This is a genomic window from Pseudomonas sp. R1-15, assembly GCF_051132085.1.
GTDB lineage: Bacteria > Pseudomonadota > Gammaproteobacteria > Pseudomonadales > Pseudomonadaceae > Aquipseudomonas.
In genome coordinates this window covers 128061-150000 of the sequence record NZ_CP071660.1, presented here as the reverse complement: position 1 = coordinate 150000, position 21940 = coordinate 128061, and the positions used below count along the sequence as shown (strand labels likewise).

The 21940-nt window shown below is 59.3% G+C and carries 25 protein-coding genes; 16 read left to right on the top strand and 9 right to left on the bottom strand.

All coding sequences use genetic code 11. The features are described 5' to 3' along the window. Positions 1 to 324: 324 nt before the first annotated feature. Both J3P97_RS00660 and J3P97_RS00655 read right to left on the bottom strand, forming a co-directional pair. The gene (locus J3P97_RS00660; RefSeq protein ID WP_434602439.1) at positions 325 to 1545 is read right to left on the bottom strand and encodes a CaiB/BaiF CoA transferase family protein; all 1221 of its coding nucleotides are present in this window, start codon (positions 1543 to 1545) and stop codon (positions 325 to 327) included. A 13-nt stretch (positions 1546 to 1558) separates the two neighbouring features. Beyond that, positions 1559 to 2740 carry an acyl-CoA dehydrogenase gene (locus J3P97_RS00655; protein WP_434570523.1) on the bottom strand — a complete coding sequence of 394 codons (1182 nt, stop codon included), beginning with the start codon at positions 2738 to 2740 and terminating at the stop codon, positions 1559 to 1561. A gap of 156 nt (positions 2741 to 2896) precedes the next feature. Here J3P97_RS00655 and J3P97_RS00650 point away from each other — a divergent pair, with 156 nt between their 5' ends. The 10 genes from J3P97_RS00650 to J3P97_RS00605 all read left to right on the top strand — a co-directional run bounded on the left by J3P97_RS00650 (position 2897) and on the right by J3P97_RS00605 (position 12724). After that, positions 2897 to 3796 (top strand): LysR family transcriptional regulator, encoded by a 900-nt coding sequence (locus J3P97_RS00650; protein WP_434602437.1) that lies wholly within the window; start codon positions 2897 to 2899, stop codon positions 3794 to 3796. 430 nt (positions 3797 to 4226) lie between these two features. Then, the gene (locus J3P97_RS00645) at positions 4227 to 5348 is read left to right on the top strand and encodes a Re/Si-specific NAD(P)(+) transhydrogenase subunit alpha (protein ID WP_434673243.1); all 1122 of its coding nucleotides are present in this window, start codon (positions 4227 to 4229) and stop codon (positions 5346 to 5348) included. A gap of 15 nt (positions 5349 to 5363) precedes the next feature. Then, positions 5364 to 5687, top strand: coding sequence for an NAD(P) transhydrogenase subunit alpha (locus J3P97_RS00640; protein WP_003187010.1), 324 nt, complete (start codon positions 5364 to 5366; stop codon positions 5685 to 5687). Continuing rightward, complete coding sequence (locus J3P97_RS00635) at positions 5687 to 7123, top strand: NAD(P)(+) transhydrogenase (Re/Si-specific) subunit beta (RefSeq protein WP_434570529.1); 1437 nt, start codon at positions 5687 to 5689, stop codon at positions 7121 to 7123. Before J3P97_RS00640 ends, J3P97_RS00635 begins: the two co-directional genes overlap by 1 nt. A gap of 197 nt (positions 7124 to 7320) precedes the next feature. Then, a complete protein-coding gene (locus tag J3P97_RS00630) occupies positions 7321 to 8814 on the top strand; it encodes an acetyl-CoA hydrolase/transferase family protein (protein WP_434673242.1) in 1494 nt (497 codons plus the stop codon). 319 nt (positions 8815 to 9133) lie between these two features. Further along, positions 9134 to 9349, top strand: a complete 216-nt coding sequence (locus J3P97_RS00625) for a DUF1127 domain-containing protein (RefSeq protein WP_003187014.1) — start codon at positions 9134 to 9136, stop codon at positions 9347 to 9349. A 337-nt stretch (positions 9350 to 9686) separates the two neighbouring features. Beyond that, positions 9687 to 10004 (top strand): DUF2388 domain-containing protein, encoded by a 318-nt coding sequence (locus J3P97_RS00620; RefSeq protein ID WP_434570534.1) that lies wholly within the window; start codon positions 9687 to 9689, stop codon positions 10002 to 10004. Between the two features lie 106 nt (positions 10005 to 10110). Further along, complete coding sequence (locus J3P97_RS00615; protein WP_434673241.1) at positions 10111 to 10419, top strand: DUF2388 domain-containing protein; 309 nt, start codon at positions 10111 to 10113, stop codon at positions 10417 to 10419. Positions 10420 to 10445: 26 nt separating this feature from the next. Next, positions 10446 to 10766, top strand: coding sequence for a DUF2388 domain-containing protein (locus tag J3P97_RS00610; RefSeq protein ID WP_003187020.1), 321 nt, complete (start codon positions 10446 to 10448; stop codon positions 10764 to 10766). Continuing rightward, entirely contained in the window at positions 10763 to 12724 is a 1962-nt protein-coding gene (locus J3P97_RS00605) for a DUF4105 domain-containing protein (protein ID WP_434673240.1), read from the top strand. Before J3P97_RS00610 ends, J3P97_RS00605 begins: the two co-directional genes overlap by 4 nt. 74 nt (positions 12725 to 12798) lie before the next feature. On the opposite strand, the gene trpA is transcribed toward J3P97_RS00605, so the two are convergent. Both trpA and trpB read right to left on the bottom strand, forming a co-directional pair. After that, on the bottom strand, positions 12799 to 13611 hold the full coding sequence (gene trpA, locus J3P97_RS00600) for a tryptophan synthase subunit alpha (protein WP_434673239.1): 813 nt from the start codon (positions 13609 to 13611) through the stop codon (positions 12799 to 12801). Next, positions 13611 to 14843, bottom strand: a complete 1233-nt coding sequence (trpB, locus tag J3P97_RS00595; protein WP_434673238.1) for a tryptophan synthase subunit beta — start codon at positions 14841 to 14843, stop codon at positions 13611 to 13613. The genes trpA and trpB overlap by 1 nt, the downstream gene beginning before the upstream one ends. Positions 14844 to 14955: 112 nt before the next feature. On the opposite strand from trpB, the gene J3P97_RS00590 reads away from it, so the two are divergent. Then, positions 14956 to 15873 carry a LysR family transcriptional regulator gene (locus J3P97_RS00590; protein WP_434570542.1) on the top strand — a complete coding sequence of 306 codons (918 nt, stop codon included), beginning with the start codon at positions 14956 to 14958 and terminating at the stop codon, positions 15871 to 15873. On the opposite strand, the gene J3P97_RS00585 is transcribed toward J3P97_RS00590, so the two are convergent. Beyond that, positions 15846 to 16172 (bottom strand): DUF883 family protein, encoded by a 327-nt coding sequence (locus J3P97_RS00585; protein WP_186611411.1) that lies wholly within the window; start codon positions 16170 to 16172, stop codon positions 15846 to 15848. The two genes, J3P97_RS00590 and J3P97_RS00585, sit on opposite strands and share 28 nt — an antisense overlap. A gap of 157 nt (positions 16173 to 16329) precedes the next feature. Here J3P97_RS00585 and J3P97_RS00580 point away from each other — a divergent pair, with 157 nt between their 5' ends. Both J3P97_RS00580 and J3P97_RS00575 read left to right on the top strand, forming a co-directional pair. Next, positions 16330 to 16545: a dodecin gene (locus J3P97_RS00580; protein ID WP_003177209.1), complete on the top strand. Its 216-nt coding sequence runs from the start codon at positions 16330 to 16332 to the stop codon at positions 16543 to 16545. Between the two features lie 114 nt (positions 16546 to 16659). Further along, positions 16660 to 16884 (top strand): DUF1161 domain-containing protein, encoded by a 225-nt coding sequence (locus tag J3P97_RS00575; RefSeq protein WP_434602430.1) that lies wholly within the window; start codon positions 16660 to 16662, stop codon positions 16882 to 16884. 54 nt (positions 16885 to 16938) lie between these two features. Here J3P97_RS00575 and J3P97_RS00570 read toward each other — a convergent pair whose 3' ends face one another. After that, on the bottom strand, positions 16939 to 17940 hold the full coding sequence (locus J3P97_RS00570; protein WP_434673237.1) for an LLM class flavin-dependent oxidoreductase: 1002 nt from the start codon (positions 17938 to 17940) through the stop codon (positions 16939 to 16941). 235 nt (positions 17941 to 18175) lie between these two features. Between J3P97_RS00570 and J3P97_RS00565 the strand changes: the two genes are divergently transcribed. Together J3P97_RS00565 and J3P97_RS00560 are read left to right on the top strand one after the other, a co-directional pair. Next, a complete protein-coding gene (locus J3P97_RS00565; RefSeq protein WP_434673236.1) occupies positions 18176 to 18607 on the top strand; it encodes an OsmC family protein in 432 nt (143 codons plus the stop codon). 139 nt (positions 18608 to 18746) lie between these two features. After that, entirely contained in the window at positions 18747 to 18980 is a 234-nt protein-coding gene (locus tag J3P97_RS00560) for a DUF1161 domain-containing protein (RefSeq protein ID WP_434673235.1), read from the top strand. Positions 18981 to 18986: 6 nt separating this feature from the next. On the opposite strand, the gene J3P97_RS00555 is transcribed toward J3P97_RS00560, so the two are convergent. Both J3P97_RS00555 and J3P97_RS00550 read right to left on the bottom strand, forming a co-directional pair. Beyond that, entirely contained in the window at positions 18987 to 19415 is a 429-nt protein-coding gene (locus J3P97_RS00555; protein WP_434570552.1) for a hypothetical protein, read from the bottom strand. Between the two features lie 39 nt (positions 19416 to 19454). Continuing rightward, the gene (locus J3P97_RS00550) at positions 19455 to 19868 is read right to left on the bottom strand and encodes a hypothetical protein (protein ID WP_434570554.1); all 414 of its coding nucleotides are present in this window, start codon (positions 19866 to 19868) and stop codon (positions 19455 to 19457) included. 58 nt (positions 19869 to 19926) lie between these two features. Here J3P97_RS00550 and J3P97_RS00545 point away from each other — a divergent pair, with 58 nt between their 5' ends. Beyond that, entirely contained in the window at positions 19927 to 21069 is a 1143-nt protein-coding gene (locus J3P97_RS00545) for an aminopeptidase (protein WP_434674600.1), read from the top strand. On the opposite strand, the gene J3P97_RS00540 is transcribed toward J3P97_RS00545, so the two are convergent. Beyond that, the gene (locus J3P97_RS00540; RefSeq protein ID WP_434674599.1) at positions 21017 to 21922 is read right to left on the bottom strand and encodes a serine/threonine-protein kinase; all 906 of its coding nucleotides are present in this window, start codon (positions 21920 to 21922) and stop codon (positions 21017 to 21019) included. The genes J3P97_RS00545 and J3P97_RS00540 overlap by 53 nt on opposite strands. Between the last annotated feature and the right edge of the window lie 18 nt (positions 21923 to 21940).

The following is a 21940-nucleotide window of genomic DNA, read 5'->3' as shown; positions in this document are numbered from 1 at the left end:
CGTTAGCGGGAGGCGAATTCTACAGCGTTAGTCGCTGCTGTCAACACCTCTTTTTTTACCGCTTTCGACCGAGAGGATCGAACCGTCGGCAGAACCCATCAAACCGGCCTGCCCACTCCTTCCGTGCTTCGATGATCTGAAGCCGCACACTTTCGAAACCTACTTAACTCGTTGAATCTCAAAGAGTTTTCCGTTTCGACTGCGCCGGAAGTGGGGCGAATTATAGACATCCAGAATTTGCCGTCAACCCTTTATTTCGCTTTTCTTTCAATGAGTTGCCCGAACACTTGAAGTCGCCACTCCTGCTATATAGAAGAGAGGAAGCTAAAGAACCCCAGAGCCCCTCAGAGCCGTGACCGCTCCCGAGTCCAGCCCCAACACCCGCTGCAGCACCTCCAGCGTATGCTCGCCCAATAATGGCGGCGCGCTCCTGTATTCGATCGGAGTTTCGGACAAGCGAATCGGGCTTGCTACCTGTGGCACCTTACCCGCCAACGCATGAGGCAACTCGATTGCCAGTCCCCGAGCCTGCACCTGAGGATCGGCAAACACCTGAGCCAGATCATTGATTGGCCCACACGGCACACCGGCCTGTTCCAACTGTATGACCCATTCGGCAGTCGTCTTGAACACCGTCGCCTGGCGAATCATCGGAATCAACGCCGCCCGGTTCGCCACACGCATCTTGTTTGTCGCGAACCTCGGGTCATCGGCCCACTGCGGCTGACCGGCGACCTCGGCAAACTTCCGAAACTGGCCGTCATTACCCACCGTAAGGATGAAGTCACCGTCAGCCGTAGGAAAATCCTGATAAGGGACGATATTCGGATGCGCATTGCCCAGCCGCTTCGGCGCGCTGCCAGTAGTCAGGTAATTCATCGCCTGGTTGGCCAGACAAGCCACCTGGACATCCAGCAATGCCATATCGATATGTTGCCCGCCGCCCGAATGATCGCGATGAGCCAACGCGGCCAGAATGGCAACGGTCGAATACAGGCCGGTAAGAATATCGGTCAGCGCAACACCGACCTTCACCGGCCCTGCCCCCTCATCCCCTTCCGGCCGGCCAGTCAGACTCATCAAGCCGCCCAACCCTTGGATCATGAAGTCGTAACCAGCACGCTTGGCGTAAGGGCCCGTTTGGCCAAACCCGGTGATTGAGCAATAGATCAGTTCCGGGTTGATTGCTTTTAGCGAGTCGTAATCCAGACCATAGGCCGCAAGGCCACCCACTTTGAAGTTCTCGATCAGGATGTCGGACTTGGCCGCCAGTTCCCGGATCAGCTTTTGCCCTTCGGGGCGCGTGAAATCAATCGTGACCGATTGCTTGTTGCGATTGGCCGACAGGTAATAAGCCGCCTCGGTCGTATTCTCGCCATAAGCGTCTTTCAGAAAGGGCGGCCCCCAGGCACGCGTATCGTCACCGTTACCCGGACGCTCGACCTTTATGACGTCCGCCCCCAGGTCCGCGAGGATCTGCCCGGCCCAAGGCCCAGCCAGAACCCTCGATAAATCCAACACCCGCAGATGCGAAAGCGCGCCCATGGCCGTTCCCCTATTAATAGAACGCTTGAATGCCGGTTTGCGCGCGACCAAGGATCAACGCATGAACATCGTGCGTACCCTCGTAGGTGTTCACCACCTCAAGGTTCACCAAATGACGAGCAATGCCGAACTCGTCGGAGATGCCATTGCCGCCCAGCATGTCCCGCGCCATTCGTGCGATATCCAGGGACTTACCGCAAGAGTTGCGCTTCATGATCGAAGTAATCTCTACCGCAGCCGTGCCTTCATCTTTCATACGCCCAAGACGCAGACATCCTTGAAGCGCGAGGGTGATTTCAGTCTGCATATCGGCCAGTTTCTTCTGGATCAATTGATTGGCAGCCAACGGGCGACCGAACTGCTGCCGGTCGAGCGTGTATTGACGGGCGGTGTGCCAGCAGAACTCGGCAGCCCCCAGGGCGCCCCAGGAAATGCCGTAGCGCGCCGAGTTCAGACAGGTGAACGGCCCTTTCAAGCCACGCACGTCCGGGAAGATGTTTTCTTCCGGCACGAATACGCTGTCCATGACGATCTCGCCGGTAATCGAAGCACGCAGCCCGACCTTGCCGTGAATCGCCGGAGCAGTCAGGCCCTTCCAGCCCTTCTCCAGCACGAAGCCTCGGATATCGCCGGCGTCGTCCTTCGCCCAAACGACAAACACATCCGCGATCGGACTGTTGGTGATCCACATCTTGCTGCCGGTCAAGCTGTAGCCGCCTTCAACCTTGCGCGCCCGAGTGATCATCGCGCCCGGGTCGGAACCATGGTTCGGCTCGGTCAGGCCGAAGCAGCCTATCCATTCGCCTGAAGCCAGCTTCGGCAGATACTTCTGTTTCTGCGCCTCGGTGCCGAATTCGTTGATCGGCACCATGACCAGTGAGGACTGCACGCTCATCATCGACCGGTAGCCGGAGTCCACACGCTCCACTTCCCTGGCGATGAGGCCGTAGCTGACGTAATTCAGGCCGCTGCCGCCGTATTGCTCGGGAATGGTGGCGCCCAGGAGGCCCACTTCGCCCATTTCACGAAAGATCGCCGGATCAGTCTTTTCATGACGGAACGCCTCCAGTACGCGCGGCGCCAGCTTCTGCTGAGCGAACTGCTCGGCAGTGTCGCGAATCATGCGTTCTTCTTCGGTGAGTTGCTGGTCCAGTAACAAGGGATCGATCCAGCTGAAGCTCGCTTTACCGGCCATGAAAAAGTCCTCGCCAATCAAATGGAAAATCGTGGACTGATCCTAGGCCCGGTTTCCCACGAGAGCAAACGAGGATTCGGCATGTTGTTGTGCTAATTTCTCACTCCGTAACGCCATAGACCGCTGTTGTGCGGATAACGAGTGAGGCTTGCGTATATGCGTCGTAAAATCCCTAGCACCGCCGCCCTGATCAGCTTCGAGGCTGCCGCACGCCACGAAAGCTTCACCAAGGCGGCACTGGAGCTCTCTCTCACCCAAGGCGCTATCTGCCGACAAATTGCGAGCCTGGAGGACTTCCTTGGCGTGGAGCTCTTCCGACGCTCGAGACGCGGCGTCAAGCTGACTGAAGCGGGGCTTTCATATAGCCGTCGAATCGCCACGCAACTGGATGCCGTCGAGCGCGATACCCTTTCAGTGATGGGGCACACCGGCGCGAACGTTATCGAACTCGCCGTCGTGCCCACCTTCGGCACTCAATGGCTGCTGCCACGCCTCAAGGATTTCCAGCGGCAGCACCCTGAGGTGACCGTCAATCTCACCAACCGCACGCGCCCTTTCCTGTTCGCCGATACGGATTTCGATGCAGCCATCTACTTCGGCGACGCGGACTGGTCCGGCACCGAATCTCACAAATTGATGGGGGAAAAGCCGTTGCCGGTATGCAGCCCCTCCTTACTGGGCAACCGCAAAACTCTGACGCCGGAGGCAATCGCCGAGCTCCCCCTGCTCCAGCAGACAACCCGCCCATACGCGTGGCGCCAGTGGTTCAACTCACAAGACCTCAATATCGCGCGCGACCTGACAGGTCCGCGCTATGAACTATTCTCCATGCTTGCCCAAGCCGCCATGCACGATATGGGTGTCGCCTTGATCCCGCCCTTCCTGATCCAGCGCGAACTGGCGGAGAAGCGCCTGGTCATTGCCAACCCCAATGCCCTGTCGAGCCTCAAGGCGTACTACCTGATGATCCCGGAACGGAAGGTGGAATCGGCCTCGCTTCGGGCATTTCGCGATTGGCTGGTCACCGAAGCTAGAGATTATGGTATTGAAAAATAAGGAAAAACTGACCACGTAAATAAGTAGTAATACTATATTAAGCACTACAGATATAACTATTTGTCGCATTTAACCAAACTGTGATCATATCGGTACAAACGTCCTAGAACCGTTGAAACACGTGGCTTTAAGCCATATCGAGCGAGTCATATCGCTCCATTCATTTGACCGATGCAAAAAGAATCATAGTCACCGTTATCCCTTGATTTGTCTGGGTTTAGCGACCTTTACCTCGCCAGTTGCGACATTCGGTCACAGGGTGACTTGTAGTTATATTTACGTCACACGTCATAATCCCTTGAAGGGCTGAATATTCGCCTGCAAAATGCCGCGCCCCGCCTGGTCAGGCGGGATCGTGCTGATCGGCCGCCCCAGTCGCACCATCCGAAGTGCCTGGGTTTACTCAATAAGATCACGCAGGAGATTTGACGTGCACATTGGTGTTCCTCTCGAAACCCAGACGGGTGAAACACGGGTTGCTGCTACCCCGGAAACCATCAAGAAGCTGGTCGGCCAAGGCCATAAAGTCACTGTTGAAAGCGGCGCCGGCATCAAGGCCAGCGTTATCGACAGTGCCTATGAGGCAGCGGGCGCAACCATTGGCAGCGCCAGTGATGCATTCGGGGCCGAACTGATCCTCAAGGTGGTCGCCCCCAGCGACAGCGAGCTGACGCTGATCAAGAGCGGCACCGTTCTGGTGGGCATGCTCAACCCGTTCAACAACGAAACCATCGCCAAGCTGGCCGAACGCGGCATCACCGCATTCGCCCTTGAGGCCGCGCCGCGTACCTCCCGCGCTCAAAGCCTGGACGTGCTGTCGTCTCAAGCGAATATCGCCGGCTATAAAGCCGTGTTGCTGGCCGCCCATCACTATCCGCGCTTCATGCCGATGCTGATGACCGCCGCAGGCACCGTGAAAGCGGCGCGCGTGCTGATTCTCGGCGCGGGCGTGGCCGGACTCCAGGCGATTGCCACGGCCAAGCGCCTGGGCGCTGTGATCGAGGCATCGGATGTGCGTCCCGCAGTGAAAGAGCAAATCGAATCCCTTGGCGCCAAGTTCGTCGACGTGCCTTACGAGACCGACGAAGAGCGTGAATGCGCCATCGGCGTCGGTGGTTACGCCCGGCCCATGCCCGCCAGCTGGATGCAGCGCCAGGCCCAAGCCGTGCACGAGCGCGCCAAGCAGGCGGACATCGTCATCACCACCGCATTGATTCCGGGCCGCAAGGCACCGACTTTGCTGAGCGCCGAAACCGTCGCGCAGATGAAACCGGGCTCGGTGGTCATCGACCTCGCAGCAGCACAGGGCGGTAACTGTCCGCTGACCGTGGCCGATCAGGTGGTGATCGAGAATGGCGTGACCATTTGCGGTCCGACCAACCTGGCCGGTGAAGTCGCGGCTGACGCTTCGGCGCTGTACGCCCGAAACCTGCTGGACTTCCTGAAGCTGGTCTTCACCAAGGAAGGTCAGTTCGACGTGAACCTGGAAGACGACATCGTCGCCGCGTGCCTGATGTGCCGCGACGGCCAAGTCATCCGCAAAAACGCCTAAGCAGGGATTCAGACAATGGAAGAGCTTATCTCCCCCGGTATCTACAACCTGATCATCTTTGTGCTGGCGATTTACGTCGGTTACCACGTGGTCTGGAACGTTACACCTGCTTTGCACACGCCATTAATGGCGGTGACCAACGCCATTTCGGCGATCGTTATCGTCGGCGCCATGCTCGCCGCCGCGCTGACCGTAACACCTCTGGGCAAGACCATGGGCACCCTTGCCGTGGCCCTGGCCGCCGTGAACGTGTTCGGTGGCTTCCTGGTGACGCGCCGCATGCTTGAGATGTTCAAGAAAAAAGCCCCGAAAGCCGTAAAAGAAGAGGCGCCCAAGTAATGAGCATGAACCTGGTAACGACGCTCTACCTGATCGCGTCTATCTGCTTCATCCAGGCCCTCAAAGGCCTGTCGCACCCTACCACCTCTCGCCGAGGCAACCTGTTTGGCATGCTCGGCATGGCGCTGGCGGTGATCACCACCGTGGGTCTCATCTATAAGCTGGGCGCTGAGCTAGCGACCGCTGGCATCGGCTACGTCATCGTCGGCCTGCTGGTCGGCGGCACCGCCGGTTCGATCATGGCCAAGCGCGTCGAGATGACCAAGATGCCGGAGCTGGTGGCGTTCATGCACAGCATGATCGGCCTGGCGGCGGTGTTCATTGCCATCGCGGCGGTCGTCGAGCCGCAGTCCTTGGGCATCGTCAAGCAACTGGGGGATTCGATTCCGGCCGGTAACCGCCTGGAGCTGTTCCTCGGCGCAGCCATTGGTGCAATCACCTTCTCCGGTTCGGTGATCGCATTCGGCAAGCTCTCGGGCAAGTACAAGTTCCGCCTGTTCCAGGGCGCACCGGTACAGTTTGGTGGCCAGCACAAGCTCAACCTGATTCTGGGCCTGGCGACGCTGGGCCTGGGCCTGGCCTTCATGTTCACCGGCAACCTCGGCGCGTTCGCCTTGATGCTGGCCCTGGCTTTTGTCCTGGGCGTGCTGATCATCATCCCGATCGGCGGCGCGGACATGCCGGTGGTGGTCTCGATGCTCAATAGCTATTCCGGTTGGGCCGCAGCGGGTATCGGCTTTTCGCTGAACAACTCGATGCTGATCATTGCCGGTTCGTTGGTGGGTTCGAGCGGTGCGATTCTCTCGTACATCATGTGCAAGGCGATGAACCGTTCGTTCTTCAACGTGCTGCTCGGCGGCTTCGGCAACACGGCAGATGCAGCTGGCCCGGCAGGCTCCAAAGAAGCCCGCCCGGTGAAATCCGGCTCGGCTGACGATGCGACCTTCCTGCTGACCAACGCCGACACGGTGATCATCGTTCCGGGCTACGGCTTGGCGGTTGCCCGGGCGCAGCACGCGCTGAAAGAGCTGACCGAAAAGCTGACCCACCACGGCGTGACCGTTAAATACGCGATCCACCCGGTGGCCGGTCGCATGCCCGGGCATATGAATGTCCTGTTGGCCGAGGCCGAAGTGCCTTACGACCAGGTGTTCGAAATGGAAGACATCAACTCCGAGTTCGGCCAGGCCGACGTGGTGCTGGTGCTGGGCGCCAACGACGTGGTCAACCCGGCGGCGAAGAACGATCCAAAGTCGCCGATTGCCGGCATGCCGATCCTCGAAGCCTTCAAGGCCAAGACCATCATCGTCAACAAGCGCTCGATGGCCAGCGGCTATGCCGGCCTGGACAACGAGCTGTTCTACCTCGACAAGACCATGATGGTGTTCGGTGACGCCAAAAAGGTGATCGAGGACATGGTCAAAGCGGTGGAATAACTCTCCCGTTTCGCCAAAAACGCCCCGCCTTGTCGGGGCGTTTTGATTTATATCAAGGCAAAGCATTACCGATCCGGTAACGATGTTTTGCCTGAACCCCCCGTAATAGACGCCTTAAATGCGACTTTTGTAGCGGGTCGGGCAAAGCGCAAATTCTCTAGACTGCGCATCCAGCTTCCAGCCCGAGACGACCCTCCATGTACCGTGATCGCATCCGCCTGCCTTCGTTGTTGAATAAAGTGATGAGCGCTGCCGAAGCCGCCTTGTTGATCGAGGACGGCATGACCGTTGGCATGAGTGGCTTTACCCGCGCCGGAGAAGCCAAGGCAGTGCCCCACGCCCTGGCTGAGCGTGCCAAGGCCACCCCGCTTAAAATCAGCTTGATGACCGGTGCGAGCCTGGGCAACGACCTCGACAAGGAGCTCACCGAGGCCGGTGTGCTCGCGCGACGCATGCCGTTCCAGGTCGACAGCACGTTGCGTAAGGCAATCAACGCAGGCGAGGTGATGTTCATCGACCAGCATCTCTCGGAAACCGTCGAGCAACTGCGCAACGGCCAACTCAAATTGCCCGATATTGCCGTGATCGAAGCAGTGGCCATCACCGAGCAAGGACATATCGTACCGACCACGTCGGTGGGTAACTCAGCCAGCTTCGCCATCTTCGCCCGGCAAGTGATCATCGAGATCAACCTGGCTCACAACCCGAATCTAGAGGGATTGCACGACATTTATATCCCGACCTATCGCCCCACTCGCACGCCGATTCCCTTGGTGAAAGTCGACGACCATATAGGCAGCACCGCGATCCCGATACCGCCGGAAAAGATTGCCGCCATAGTCATAACCAACCAAGGGGACTCGCCTTCTACCGTCGCCCCGCCAGACATCGACACCCAGGCCATCGCCGATCACCTGATCGACTTCTTCAAACAGGAGGTTTCGGCTGGGCGCATGACCAACAAGCTCGGGCCGCTGCAAGCAGGGATTGGCAATATCGCCAACGCCGTGATGTGCGGCCTGATCGATTCGCCGTTCTCGGACTTGACCATGTACTCCGAGGTTTTGCAGGACTCGACATTTGACTTGATTGACGCCGGCAAGCTGAGTTTCGCCTCCGGCAGCTCGATCACGCTGTCGGGTCGACGCAATGCCGACGTGTTCGGAAACCTGGAACGGTATAAGGACAAACTGGTCCTGCGTCCGCAGGAAATCTCCAACCATCCGGAGGTTGTGCGCCGCCTGGGCATCATTGGTATCAATACCGCGCTGGAGTTCGACCTATACGGCAATGTGAACTCAACCCATGTATGCGGCACGCGGATGATGAACGGCATCGGCGGCTCGGGGGACTTCGCCCGCAATGCTCACCTGGCGATTTTCGTCACCAAGTCGATCGCCAAGGGTGGTGCCATTTCCAGTGTCGTACCGATGGTCAGCCATTTGGACCATACCGAACACGACGTCGACATCCTGGTGACCGAAATCGGCCTGGCCGACCTGCGGGGCCTGGCGCCACGGGAGCGGGCACGCGTGATCATCGACAATTGCGTGCACCCTTCCTACCGCCAGGCCTTGAACGAGTATTTCAACGCCGCGTGCGCTTTGGGTGGGCATACGCCGCATATCCTGCGCGATGCACTGAGTTGGCACCTGAACCTCGAAGAGACCGGACGCATGTTGGCGATCTGATACAGCTGGAACACAGCTAACGCAAATACAGTTTTGATTGGAGCCCACCGCTCACGCGCAACTCGACAAAAACTGTACTGCTGTACCGGTTATTTCCTACAGTCTTTTCTCACAAAACCACGGATGAGTAGCAAAAATGCACCATAGCAGTGCTGACAAGTACAGTTGCCTCGTTATCGACCAGTACACCACGATTTAACAGTTAACTGGTCTCGCACAATACAAATGAACTGTATCTACAGTCGCTGGCCAAACGAGCAGATCATGGGCACCAGTTAAACCACTACCTAATCCCGCCACAAGCGGAAGGATGTCAACCATGGAACGTACACTCAGTTCCGAGCTGTTTTTCGAAGACAAAGCTGAAAAAAACCAGGCTTCCCTGCCTCTTCGCGTTATCGCCAACCTGATGTTGTGGCAGCGCCGCATTGCCAGCCGCCATCAACTGGCTCGTCTGGATTCGCGCCTGCTGGCTGACGCCGGTATCAGCGAAGCCCAACGTTACGAAGAGCTGAGCAAGCCGTTCTGGCGCTAACTCAGCGTCGCTGGCCCTGACCCACCGGGTCCACCGCCAGCATCGAATTGAACAAACAAGACCCGTCGCGGGAAACCGCGACGGGTCTTGTCGTTTACGGGGCAGATTCCGGTAAATCCGCCAGACCATAACAGTTAGAGAATTATACATACTGTTAGGTACAGTTTATCTATAACGGAGCCGGTGCGAGTCGCATGCGGTATAACGGGGTAATTCCAGGCTGTCAGCCAACGCGTTCTGTCCTAATATCGATACGAACGTGGCGAAGCGAGTCGAGCCTGCGTCTCTTCTTCCAGCTACCTGCACCCGCATAACCTCAATTCCCAAGGAGTTCACCATGATCCGTCTTCGCCTGCTCAGCGCCGTTGCCCTGCTGGCCGTGTCCGCCTACTCCAACGCCAGCAGCTTCATCGTTACCACAGACTCCATTGTCGGCGCGCTCAAGGCCACGTCCGACGTCACCTCCGATGCAACCTCGTCACTGCGGGACAATAAGATCGTCCAGGCCGCCCGAGATGACGCCGCCAGCTTCGTGGCCAGCGAAGGCGCAATCCGTGGTGTGAAACTGGAAAGTGCGCTGAACCATATTCGCCAGCAGGCCCCCCAGATCGACGCCACCGACGCGCAACTGGCCCAGGCCATTCTGGTGATCTGAGGCAACATGAAACATCGGGCGCCCAATGGTGTTCCGATGTTTCAGCACTGGCTCTGGCCCGCAGGTTTGCGCTAGCCTTCCGGCTCGCCATCAACCGTCGAGTACCATGCGTTTTTATCCAAATCCATTTATCGCGTCTTGCCTAGTGGCTTTTTGCTGGTCTGTTCCGGCCCAAGCCTTCGATGTGACGACCCAGCAAGTGGTGGTTAGCGGCTACGCCACATCCTTGGTGACCTCTGCGCCCTTCGACAATAAACTTATCGTCGCCGCCCGCGATGACGCTGCGGTATTCGTTGCCAGCGACGGACAGCTGAGAGGTGCACGGTTGGAATCGGCCCTGGACTACATGCGCCGAACCCAGCCAAAACTTCACGCCACCGACCTTGAACTGGCACAGGCAATTCTCGTCCAATAATTATCTTCATTTTCCGGAGTCGTTCCATGCGTAGCCCGCTGATTGCTGCCGCCCTAGGCCTGCTGGTGTTGGCCGATGTAGCCCAGGCACATACCCTGGTAGCCACCAGTAATATCATCGTTCGCGCTTCCCAGCGCACGATCGATTTCACTTCCGACACCACCACATCCATCCGTGATTCGAAGATCGTTCGCGAAGCCCACGACGACGCGGCCAGCTTCGTCGCCAGCAATGGCGAAATTCGTGGCGCTCATCTCGAGGCCGCCTTCGATACCTTGCGTACACGCGTGCCGGAAGCGCGCGACGCCAGTGACCAGGTTCTCGCCGAAGCCATCCTCGCATTGTGAGGCGGCTCGCCGCCTGGCTGACGGCCGGGGTCGTGCTGCTTATCGGCAGCACCGCCCAGGCCGGCCTGCAGCTACACCTTAATGCCGACGGCTTGACGCCGGCACAGCAGCAGGCCAGCCAGGCACTGCTCGATGAAGCCATGCAGGCGTTGCCGCCACGCTTCATCGAGCGACTGGACCGCCGCATCGATGTTGGCTGGACCGACCAAATGCCCGCCAACGCTTACGGCCAGGCCTCGCTGGTGTCACAGCTGGACCTGAACCGAAACCTGCTCGGTAGCCTCACTGACGGCAGCGCCGCCACACAGAAGACCCGACGCCCCCACGGCACGGTACGGCGGGAAATGCTCGCCACGGTCCTGCACGAACTGACCCACATTTATGACCGCTCGCGTCTATGGCCGGATGCCGAGCGTGCGCTGATCCAGCGTTGCACTCGACGCAACAGCAGCGCCGGGTTGATTGGCTTGCCTGATGAGTGCCGAGGCCAGAACGATCGCCGCTTTACACTGAGCGACGATCCTCGCTTGCTCGACCTGGCGGGCTGGCCGCAATACGTCGGCCGTCGCGGTGAACGGGAGCAGCACAGTCGTCAAGTCGTCCGCAGCCCGGACCTTTACGAGACGAGCAGCCCCAAGGAGTTCGTCGCGGTCAACATGGAGTACTTTCTCCTGGACTCCAGCTATGCCTGCCGACGTCCCGCGCTGTATCGCTATTATCAGGAACACTTTGGTTGGGCCCCCGCCGCCAAGGACACCTGCGCAAAATCGTTCGCCTTCCTCAATGCTGGCAACGACTTCGCCAAGACGCCACTGGGCCAGGTCGATCCGGAACGGGTCTATGCCATTGACTACCTGTTGGCCGAAGCGAACCAGAACTGGGTCAGCCGCTGGGGCCACAGCATGCTCCGGCTGGTGATTTGCGCACCGGACCGGCCGCGTGGCCCGGACTGCCGCCTTGACCTGGACCAACACCTGGTGCTGTCGTATCGCGCTTTTGTGGGCGACGTGCAATTGTCGAGTTGGGACGGACTGGTGGGCAAATACCCGTCGCGCCTGTTCGTGCTACCGCTCGCCCAAGTGATCGATGAATACACCAAGACCGAATTGCGCAGCCTGGCGTCTGTACCGCTGAACCTGTCGCGCACTGAGATAGAGGAAACGGTCGAACACGCCGCCGAAATGCACTGGAGCTACGACGGCAGTTATTACTTCCTGTCCAATAACTGCGCCGTGGAAAGCTTGAAGCTACTGCGCAGCGGCAGCAACAACGAACAGCTCAAGGGCCTGGACAGCATCATGCCCAACGGCCTGCTGGAAGTGCTCAAGGGCCGGGGCCTGGCGGATACCAGCGTGCTGGATGATCCCAAGGAAGCCTTGCGCCTGGGCTACCGCTTCGACTCATTCCGTGATCGGTACCAGGCGATGTTCGATGTGCTGAAGAAACATCTGCCTATCAAGCAACAAACGGTGGAGGACTGGCTGGCCCTGGATGCCGCCGAACGCCGCGTCTGGTTCGAACAGGCCGACCTGCGCACCAGCGCAGCATTGTTGCTGCTGGAACAGGCCAGCTATCGTCGACAATTGTTGTTGGCGCAGGATGAAGTCAAACAACGCTACCTCGGAGCCCGTGAACTGCAGAACGGCGGCATGGAACGGGCTAACGCGACGTTGCAACAGATTCTAGCCAACAGCGGCTTCCTGAGCCGTCCGGCTGAACTGCTAGGCACCGGCGGCTACGGGTTACCGCAACCCAGCGAGTGGCAGCGCCTGGAATCCGAAAGCAGCTTGCGTCAGAAAAAGCTGCAAACACTGACAGGTGACCTGGACAAGGAAGTCCGGGCGTTGCTGGAACCGAGCCGCGCCGCTGAAATTGCTGCAAGCGAGGCCAATGTGAAAGCGATCGGCGAGCATTTGCGCAAGCTGCACAAGGCCGGAGGCGGGTTGGAGTTACCCTGACGAAACACTCCTGAAGCAGTAACGAAAAGGGGTTCAGAACCCAGTTCTGAACCCCTTTTTGATGCTGATCCAAATCAGTCGACACGCGCTTTGCGCACGCCATCAGCCAAGGCAGCACATAGGCTCAACACCCCATCAATCGCTTGCTCCGGCGTATCGGCGCTGGCGACATGGTCGATCAGCGCCGAACCAACCACCACCCCATCAGCCAGTCGTGCGATGGCCGCCGCCTGCTCCGGCGTGCGGATGCCGAAACCGATGCTGATCGGCAAATCGGTATGGCGACGCAGGCGTGCGACGGCCTCTTCGACATGCTCCAGCGTCGCAGCACCGGCACCGGTTACGCCCGCCACCGACACGTAGTACACAAAACCCGAACTGCCGTTGAGCACCGTCGGCAAGCGCACGTCATCGGTGGTCGGCGTGGTCAGGCGGATGAAGTCCAGGCCAGCCGCCTGGGCCGGTTCGCACAGTTCACTGTTGTGCTCGGGCGGCATGTCCACAACGATCAGGCCGTCGACTCCGGAGTCCAGCGCCTCGCCAATGAAGCGCTGCACGCCATAACGATGGATCGGGTTGTAATAACCCATCAGCACCAACGGCGTATCAGTATTGTCCTTGCGGAACTCACGAACCATCTGCAGGGTTTTCGCCAGGTTCTGCTGGGCGCCCAAGGCCCGGATGTTAGCCAACTGGATCGCCGGGCCGTCGGCCATCGGATCGGTGAATGGCATGCCCAACTCGATCACGTCGGCGCCAGCGGCAGGAAGTCCCTTGAGAATCGCCAGAGAGGTGTCGTAGTCCGGGTCGCCGCCGGTGACAAACGTCACCAGGGCAGCGCGGTTCTGTTCCTTGAGTTGGGCAAAACGGGTTTGCAGGCGGCTCATCAGTGTTTCTCCTGCTGGGATTGTTCCATATGGTGCATCACGGTCTGCATATCTTTATCGCCACGACCGGACAGGTTGACCACCATCAGGTGATCCTTTGGCAAGTTCGGCGCGCGCTTGAACACTTCAGCCAGGGCATGGGCGCTTTCCAGCGCAGGAATAATCCCTTCCAGGCGGCAGCATTTGTGGAAAGCTTCCAGGGCTTCGGCGTCCGTGACCGAGGTGTATTGGACGCGACCAATGTCGTGCAACCATGCGTGTTCCGGGCCGATACCGGGATAGTCGAGACCTGCGGAAATCGAATGCGCGTCGATGATCTGCCCGTCGTCATCCTGCAACAGGAAGGTACGGTTGCCGTGTAGCACGCCCGGCACGCCGCCGTTCAGGCTCGCCGCATGCTTACCGGTCTCGATGCCGTAGCCGGCAGCTTCGACACCAATGATCTCGACATTCTTGTCATCCAGGAACGGATGGAACAGGCCCATGGCATTGGAGCCGCCGCCGATACACGCCACCAAACTGTCCGGCAAGCGGCCTTCCTGGGCTTGCAGTTGATCGCGGGTCTCCTTGCCGATCACGGCCTGGAAGTCGCGGACCATTGCCGGGTACGGATGCGGACCTGCCACAGTGCCGATCAAATAGAACGTGCTGTCGACGTTGGTCACCCAGTCGCGCAGTGCCTCGTTCATCGCATCCTTCAGGGTGCCAGTACCGGCGACCACTGGGATGACTTCGGCACCGAGCAGCTTCATGCGGAACACGTTGGCCTGCTGGCGCTCGATATCAGTGGTGCCCATGTAGATAACGCAGTCCAGGCCGAAACGCGCCGCGACGGTGGCAGTGGCCACGCCGTGCATGCCCGCGCCGGTCTCGGCAATGATGCGTTTCTTGCCCATGCGCCGCGCCAGCAGGATCTGGCCGATGCAGTTGTTGATCTTGTGCGCGCCGGTGTGGTTCAGCTCTTCACGCTTGAGATAGATTTTCGCGCCGCCGCAATACTCGGTCAGGCGTTCGGCGAAATACAGCGGGCTCGGACGACCGACGTAGTCGCGCTGGAAGTAGGCCAATTCCTCGATGAACGCAGGATCTTCCTTCGCCACTTCGTACTCACGGGCCAGATCAAGAATCAGCGGCATCAAGGTTTCGGCCACATAGCGGCCACCGAAGGCGCCGAACATACCGTTCGCATCAGGGCCGCTACTGAGGTTGAAAGGGGTCGTAGACGGGGTCATCGGGCGCTCCAGGCGAATGCGTAGAAAGACAATGAGGCTCACTCTACCCCTGACATCTCGCCCTGAAAACCGATAAGATCGCCGCAACCTGTCAGGAAAACTCACAGATACCATGAGCCACGACCTCCCGCCGCTAAACGCCTTGCGTGCCTTCGAGGCCACCGCCCGCCTGAACAGCGTAAGCCAGGCGGCGGAACAGCTGCACGTCACCCACGGCGCCGTCAGCCGGCAACTGAAAGTGCTCGAAGAGCACTTGGGTGTCAGCCTGTTCATCAAGGATGGTCGTGGCCTGAAACTCACAGATGCAGGTTTGCGTCTGCGTGACGCCAGTGCCGACGCATTCGAACGCCTGCGCACGGTTTGCGCGGAGCTGACGCAAAGCACTGCGGACGCGCCGTTCGTGCTGGGCTGCTCGGGCAGCCTGCTGGCGCGCTGGTTCATACCCCGCCTGGGCAGGCTCAACGCTGATCTTCCCGACTTGCGCCTGCACCTGTCCGCCGGCGAAGGCGACCTGGACCCGAGGCGACCTGGACTGGACGCCCTGCTGGTATTCGCCGAACCGCCCTGGCCAGCCGACATGCAAGTGTATGAACTGGCCAGCGAGCGAATCGGCCCGGTCATCAGCCCTCGTTACGCCGGATTCATTCACTTGCAAGATGCGCCGGCCAGCGCGCTGCTGGGCGAACCGCTGTTGCACACCACTTCGCGTCCCCAGGCCTGGCCGACCTGGGCACGGCAAAATGCCCTTGAACCCCAGGCGTTGAAGTTCGGGCAAGGTTTTGAGCATTTGTATTATTTGCTGGAGGCTGCCGTAGCCGGGCTCGGCGTGGCAATTGCCCCCGAGCCGCTGGTCGTCGAAGACCTGCGTGCCGGTCGCCTGGCCGCGCCGTGGGGTTTCAGCGAAACCTCGGCGCGGTTGGCGTTATGGCTGCCCAAGCGCGCCGCCGATGGGCGCGCCCGGCAATTGGCGCAATGGCTCAGGCAAGAGCTGAACCCATCGATTCAGTCGCCGCGTTTGCACAGCAAGTAAGCGGCCAACAAACCCAGCGCCCCGACCGCGACACCGGCGGTGGTCCAAGGGTGTTCTTGAGCGTAGTCGCGCGTGGCGATCCCGGTTTCGCGGGTTTTAACCTTGACCTCTTCATAGGCATCGCTCAGCAGATGCCGAGAATGTTTCAGTGCGCTTTCCGCATTTGCCTTCAACGACTTGAGGGTTTTACGCGACTCGTCCGAGGCGTCGTCCTTCAGGCTTTCCAACGACTTGAGCAGACTCTCGATCTCCGCTTCCATGCTTTGCAACGAGGCTTTGCGTAACGAAGTGCTGGCCATAGTGGCTCTCTCCTGCAGTGGTTGAGTAGCGTGTGAGAGTTGGGACTCCGACCGTTTGGGAAAGTGCAGTAAATCTGAACTTTCACAGCGTAAACGGCGACACAAGTAAGGCGAAAAATCGCTGCTAGGCTGTAAAAAACAACCAAAGGAGAACGTCATGAGTGATCATCACACGTACAAAAAAGTCGAGCTGGTCGGCTCGTCTCCCACCAGCATTGAAGACGCCATCAACAATGCCTTGGCCGAGGCCAGCAAAAGCCTCAAGCATCTGGAGTGGTTTGAAGTCACGGAAACCCGCGGCCACATCGAAAACGGCCGGGCCGCGCATTTTCAGGTGACCATCAAGGTCGGATTCCGGATCGCCAATAGCTGAGCTGATTTGAACTTGCACGCTGGCGGAGTGCCATAGGGAATGGCCATGCGCTATGGTTGGTGCATCAGGCCTTTCTGATACCTCCCTATTTGATCCGACCAAGGAGTGCGAGCGATGAAAAAGTTGATGGTGGCCCTGGGTTTGCTGAGCCTTGCGGGTAGCGCGTTTGCGGCCGGCAAGCCCTGCGAAGAGCTGAAAAGCGAAATCGCAGCGAAGCTTGATGCCAAAGGTGTATCGGGTTATTCGCTGGAAGTTGTCGATAAAGGCGCAGCGGCTGACGCAAAAGTCGTCGGCACCTGCGAAGGCGGTTCAAAGGAAATCGTCTACAAACGCGGCTGATTGCGCGTTCAAATCAAAGCCGACGCGGTGCGTCGGCTTTTTTGTGGCTGTGATTCAGCCTTTCATGACTTGCGCCAGCAGCTCATAGGAGTGCAGCCGGTCGGTGTGCTCGTACAGATCACTGGTAAAAATCAGCTCGTCGGCCTGGGTTTGCTCGATCAGCACCTCCAGCCTGGCGCGGATTTTCTGCGGCCCGCCGATCATCGCCAAGCCAAGGAAGTCACCGACCGCTTCTTTCTCATGGGGCAGCCACAGGCCATTCATGGTTTCCACTGGCGGGCGCTGTACCAGACTCTGGCCGCGCATCAACGCAAGGATGCGCTGGTATACCGAAGTTGCCAAGTAATCGGCCTGCTCATCGGAATCCGCCGCCACCAGCGGTACGCCGAGCATGACGTAAGGTTTGTCCAGCACCGCAGACGGTTTGAAATGATTGCGATAGACGCGAATCGCTTCATGCATGAAACGCGGTGCGAAATGCGAGGCGAAGGCGTAGGGCAACCCGCGCTCTCCGGCCAGTTGCGCACTGAACAGGCTCGAACCCAGCAGCCACACCGGCACGTTGGTCCCGGTGCCTGGCATGGCAATGATGCGCTGGTCCGGGGTTCGCGGGCCGAGGTAGCGCATCAGTTCAGCCACATCGTCAGGGAAATCATCAGCACTGCCGGAGCGTTCCCGGCGCAGCGCCCGGGCGGTCATCTGGTCGGAGCCGGGTGCGCGGCCCAGCCCGAGATCGATTCGGCCCGGAAACAGGCTCTCCAACGTGCCGAACTGCTCGGCAATGACCAGAGGCGCATGATTCGGCAGCATCACCCCGCCGGAGCCGACACGAATGGTCGATGTGCCGCCCGCCAGATAGCCCAGCAACACCGCCGTCGCGGAGCTGGCGATGCCATCCATATTGTGGTGTTCCGCTACCCAGAAGCGGGTGTAACCGTATTTTTCCACGTGCTGCGCCAGGTCGAGGGAGTTGCGCAAGGACTGGGCAGCGTTGCCGTCGGCACGAACGGGGACAAGGTCGAGGGTTGAAAATTTGACTTCGGACAGCTGTTTCATGGGCTGGCATCTCCAACGGCGTACCAGCTTTCCTGTGGGCGAAAGCCTGCCGTTTCTGTAGGTGTGTCCTATGAATGTGGGCATATACCCGAGATTCAATAGTAGCGGAGAAATTTCCTACTAAATTAGTCGACTAATCGACCAGGTGAACTTTATCAGCCGGTCTATCCTCACAACCCTGGCACTGAAAAATAACCAGGCGCGAACCCTCGCGCCGGATCATGAGGAGGCACACATGGCTATCGTCAAGAAAGCATCGGCTCACTGGGAAGGTGACCTGAAGACCGGAATCGGCTCTATCTCCACGGAAACCGGCGTGTTGCGCGAAGCGCCCTATGGTTTCAAGGCACGTTTTGAAGGCGGCAAAGGTACCAACCCCGAAGAATTGATCGGCGCGGCCCATGCGGGCTGTTTTTCCATGGCGTTTTCGATGATCCTCGGCGATGCCGGGCTCAAGGCCGACAGCATCGACACCAACGCCGAAGTGACGCTGGACCAGGTTGATGGCGGCTTTGCGATTACCGCGGTGAAACTGATCCTCAAGGCCAGGATTCCCGGCGCCACCCAAGCGCAATTCGAGGAATTGAGCAACAAAGCCAAGGAGGGTTGCCCGGTTTCCAAAGTGCTCAACGCCAAGATCACCCTGGAGGCCTCGCTGGTAAATTGATGAACTGGAAAGATCGCAGCCTCTCCACAGGCTGCGGTCTTTTTGATGGGCGATCTATTTGCCCGAAGGCAATTGTGATCGAATGCAGGTCTGCAGTTTCAGCGCACAGGCAGTGCGCGCTGTATTGAGGGATTCCAGCATGAAACGATTCGCCCTGGCAGTCATCGGTTGCGCATTGGCCACATCGGCCCTCGCGGCACCCAAGCCCTGCGAAGAACTCAAGAGCGAGATCGAAGCCAAGATCCAGGCCCAAGGCGTGGCCTCCTACACGCTTGAAATCGTCACCAATGAAGAAGTCCATGACCAGAACATGGTGGTGGGCTCCTGCGAGAACGGCACCAGAAAAATCATCTACCAGAAGAACGACCGCTAGGCAGCGCTACATCAGGCAATTGGCCTGCCGATCCTCGGCGACGATTTCACGCTTGGCGTTATAGAGCCGGGCGCTTGGGGAGTAAGCCAGGTTGCGAGCCTCCAGGCGATAACGCTGGCCGGCCTCGAAATGGTCGTAGCGTACGATGAGGTAGCACAGCCGCTCTTTCGGCTCGCTCATCATGCCCAGCCCACCGCCAGCGCCGAACACCTCGAAGTCGAAGCGCACCTTCAATTCATGGCTACCCGGCGAGACCTGGAAAAATCGCCCGTCCCGCAGTCGCCGGCCGTCCAGGCTTTCAGCCATCAGCAACTTGCCGCCCGGCATTGGCGTGGCGAAATCGACCCAGGCCATGTTCGGGTCCAATTCCGGCAATGGGCTCGTTGCACATCCGCTCAACGTGGCGAGAGCCAACAACAGCGTGGGTAGGCGCATGATCGGTTTCCTCAAGTCAGGCGCCGAGCATAGCGCCGATCAGCTTTGCTGGCAGCCCGCCGGCGTGCCTTGGCCCACCACCTTTCGTTGCTCGTCATAAAGCTTGGCCCACGGACGGAAGCCGATACTGCCGGCCTGCAGCTGGTAGCGCCGGCCCGCATTGAAATCCTTGAATTTCACATTCAACCGGCAATCACGCCACAACGGTTCGGCATCCGGGCCGATGTTGCCCGGTTCCACGGCAAATTGATAACGCACAGTCAGCTCATGGCTGCCGGGCTGCACTTCGAAATAACGACGGTCGATGGAGGCTTTGTCATCGACTTCCAGCGCTTGCAAAGCCGTGTCCCGATGGTTTCCCAGGTCGACCCACGCTTGAGAGGGATCGGGATCAGGCAAACCGGCACAGCCGGTCAGCAGCAACAGGCCACTTGTCAGCATCAACACGCGCATAGCGAAGCTCCGGGCAGGCGAGATAGTCTTGAGGCAGACTTCCCAGGGTGATTCCAAATTGATCAGGCAGCATTCACGCCATCGGTTACTCGACCGTGTTTTCAGGATTTTGTTTCCGGCCCTCGTGCTTTTGTTACTCAACGGTTGTTCCAGCCTCGGCTACTACAGCCAGCTCGGCAATGGGCAGATACGACTGCTGCAAGCTCGAGAGCCGATCGACCGGGTCATCGCCGACCCCGCCCGTGATCCAAAATTGCGCGCGCATCTGGCCCAGGCGCGCGAAGCCCGGACGTTCGCCAGCGCCCACCTGCACCTGCCCGACAACCAAAGCTATCGCCTGTACGCGGACATTGGCCGTCCCTTCGTCGTCTGGAATGTCTTCGCCACCGCGGAATTTTCCCTGGCCCCGCAAACCCACTGCTTCCCCATTGCCGGTTGTGTGGCGTATCGCGGCTACTACAGCCAGAGTGCCGCCCGAGGCGAGGCTGCGATGCAGCGCTTGCGCGGCATGGATGTCTCGATTGGTGGCGTAGAGGCTTATTCGACACTGGGCTGGTTCAATGACCCGATCCTCAGTTCGATGCTGCACTGGGGCGACGAGCGCTTGGCGACGCTGATTTTTCATGAACTGGCGCACCAGCGGTTCTACGTAAAGGACGACACCGAATTCAATGAGTCCTTTGCAACATTCGTCGAGCAGGAAGGCACCCGCCAATGGCGCGCCCAACGCGGACTGGCACCGGACCATGGCAACCTGGTGCGCCAGCGCGAGCAATTCATCCGACTGATCCTGGATACCCGCCAGCGGCTCGAATCCCTTTACGCCCTCCCCCTGCCGGCCGAGCAGATGCGCCAGCGCAAGGCCGCGGAATTCGAACGCCTGCGTGCCGACTACGAGCACATGCGCGACACCCAATGGGCTGGCGACAAGCGCTACGACGCCTGGGTCTACGCACCACTGAACAACGCCCGGTTGCTGCCCTTCGGCCTGTATGACCAGTGGGTGCCGGCGTTCGCGGCGTTGTTCAGGCGTGAGGGCGAAGATTGGGTCAGGTTTTATGTCGCCGTGGAGAAGCTTGGTCGGTTGGCGGTGGATGAGCGAAAGGCAGCGATGAAAGAATTGGCAGCATCGCCAACGGCGAGCCTTCTCACCACCAGAACGAGCCACCTGCCATCAGCGCCCGCAACTGCGTCACACTGATACTGCGTCGCTCAGGATCAAGGGCCAGCGCCGTGCGCAATGCTGTCCAGTAACGCCTGGGCAAGTTGCGCGGAGCCTTGAGCTCACGCTCCAGCCCGGTATCGCGAGCTTGGGTTGAAGGCAGACGCCGATATGGGTGTCTGCCGCTCGCCAGTTCGTACAGCACGCAAGCCAGGCTATAGAGATCGGTGCATGCAGACAGGGGGCCTCCCTCCAGCAATTCTGGGGCGGCGTAGGCCGGCGTCCAGGCGTCGAGACGTTGGCGGTTCAGCGAAGGCAAGCCTTTCAAGGGACCCTCCTCAGTCAGGCCCAGGCCGAAGTCAAACAAACGCACACCCTCTGCACTCAGCATGACATTGCTCGGTTTGATGTCGCCATGCACTACGCCTCGGCCATGGGTATGTGCGATGGCGTCAAGCAGTGGAATTGCGATCGGTTTCAACTCGGGCCAGGGCAAACCGAGGGGGGATTCGCAGAGTAACTTGTCCAGGGTCAAGCCGCGCATCAGCTCCATTGTGATGAAAACCCGTCGCTGGGCAGCGTCGACTTCAAACGTGTATGGGCGCAGCACATTCGGATGGCTCAAGCGCCGGCTCAGGGCAAACTCGCTATAAAGCAGCGCACCCGCGTCCGGGGCATCACCGAGTTCCTCGCTGAGCATTTTTACCGCAACGTAAGGATCCGGATCGCCGTACTGTTCATGGAGGAGGTCGCGGGCCCGATAGACCGCCCCCATGCCACCGGCACCAAGCAATCGTTCGAGACAATAGCGACCGGAAAGTATCTTAGGCATTTCGCCAATGCAACGCTGACTCGATGGCAAAGCAGACGACACACCGAAGGCGGAACAGATGAGACTATCCTCTTCGCC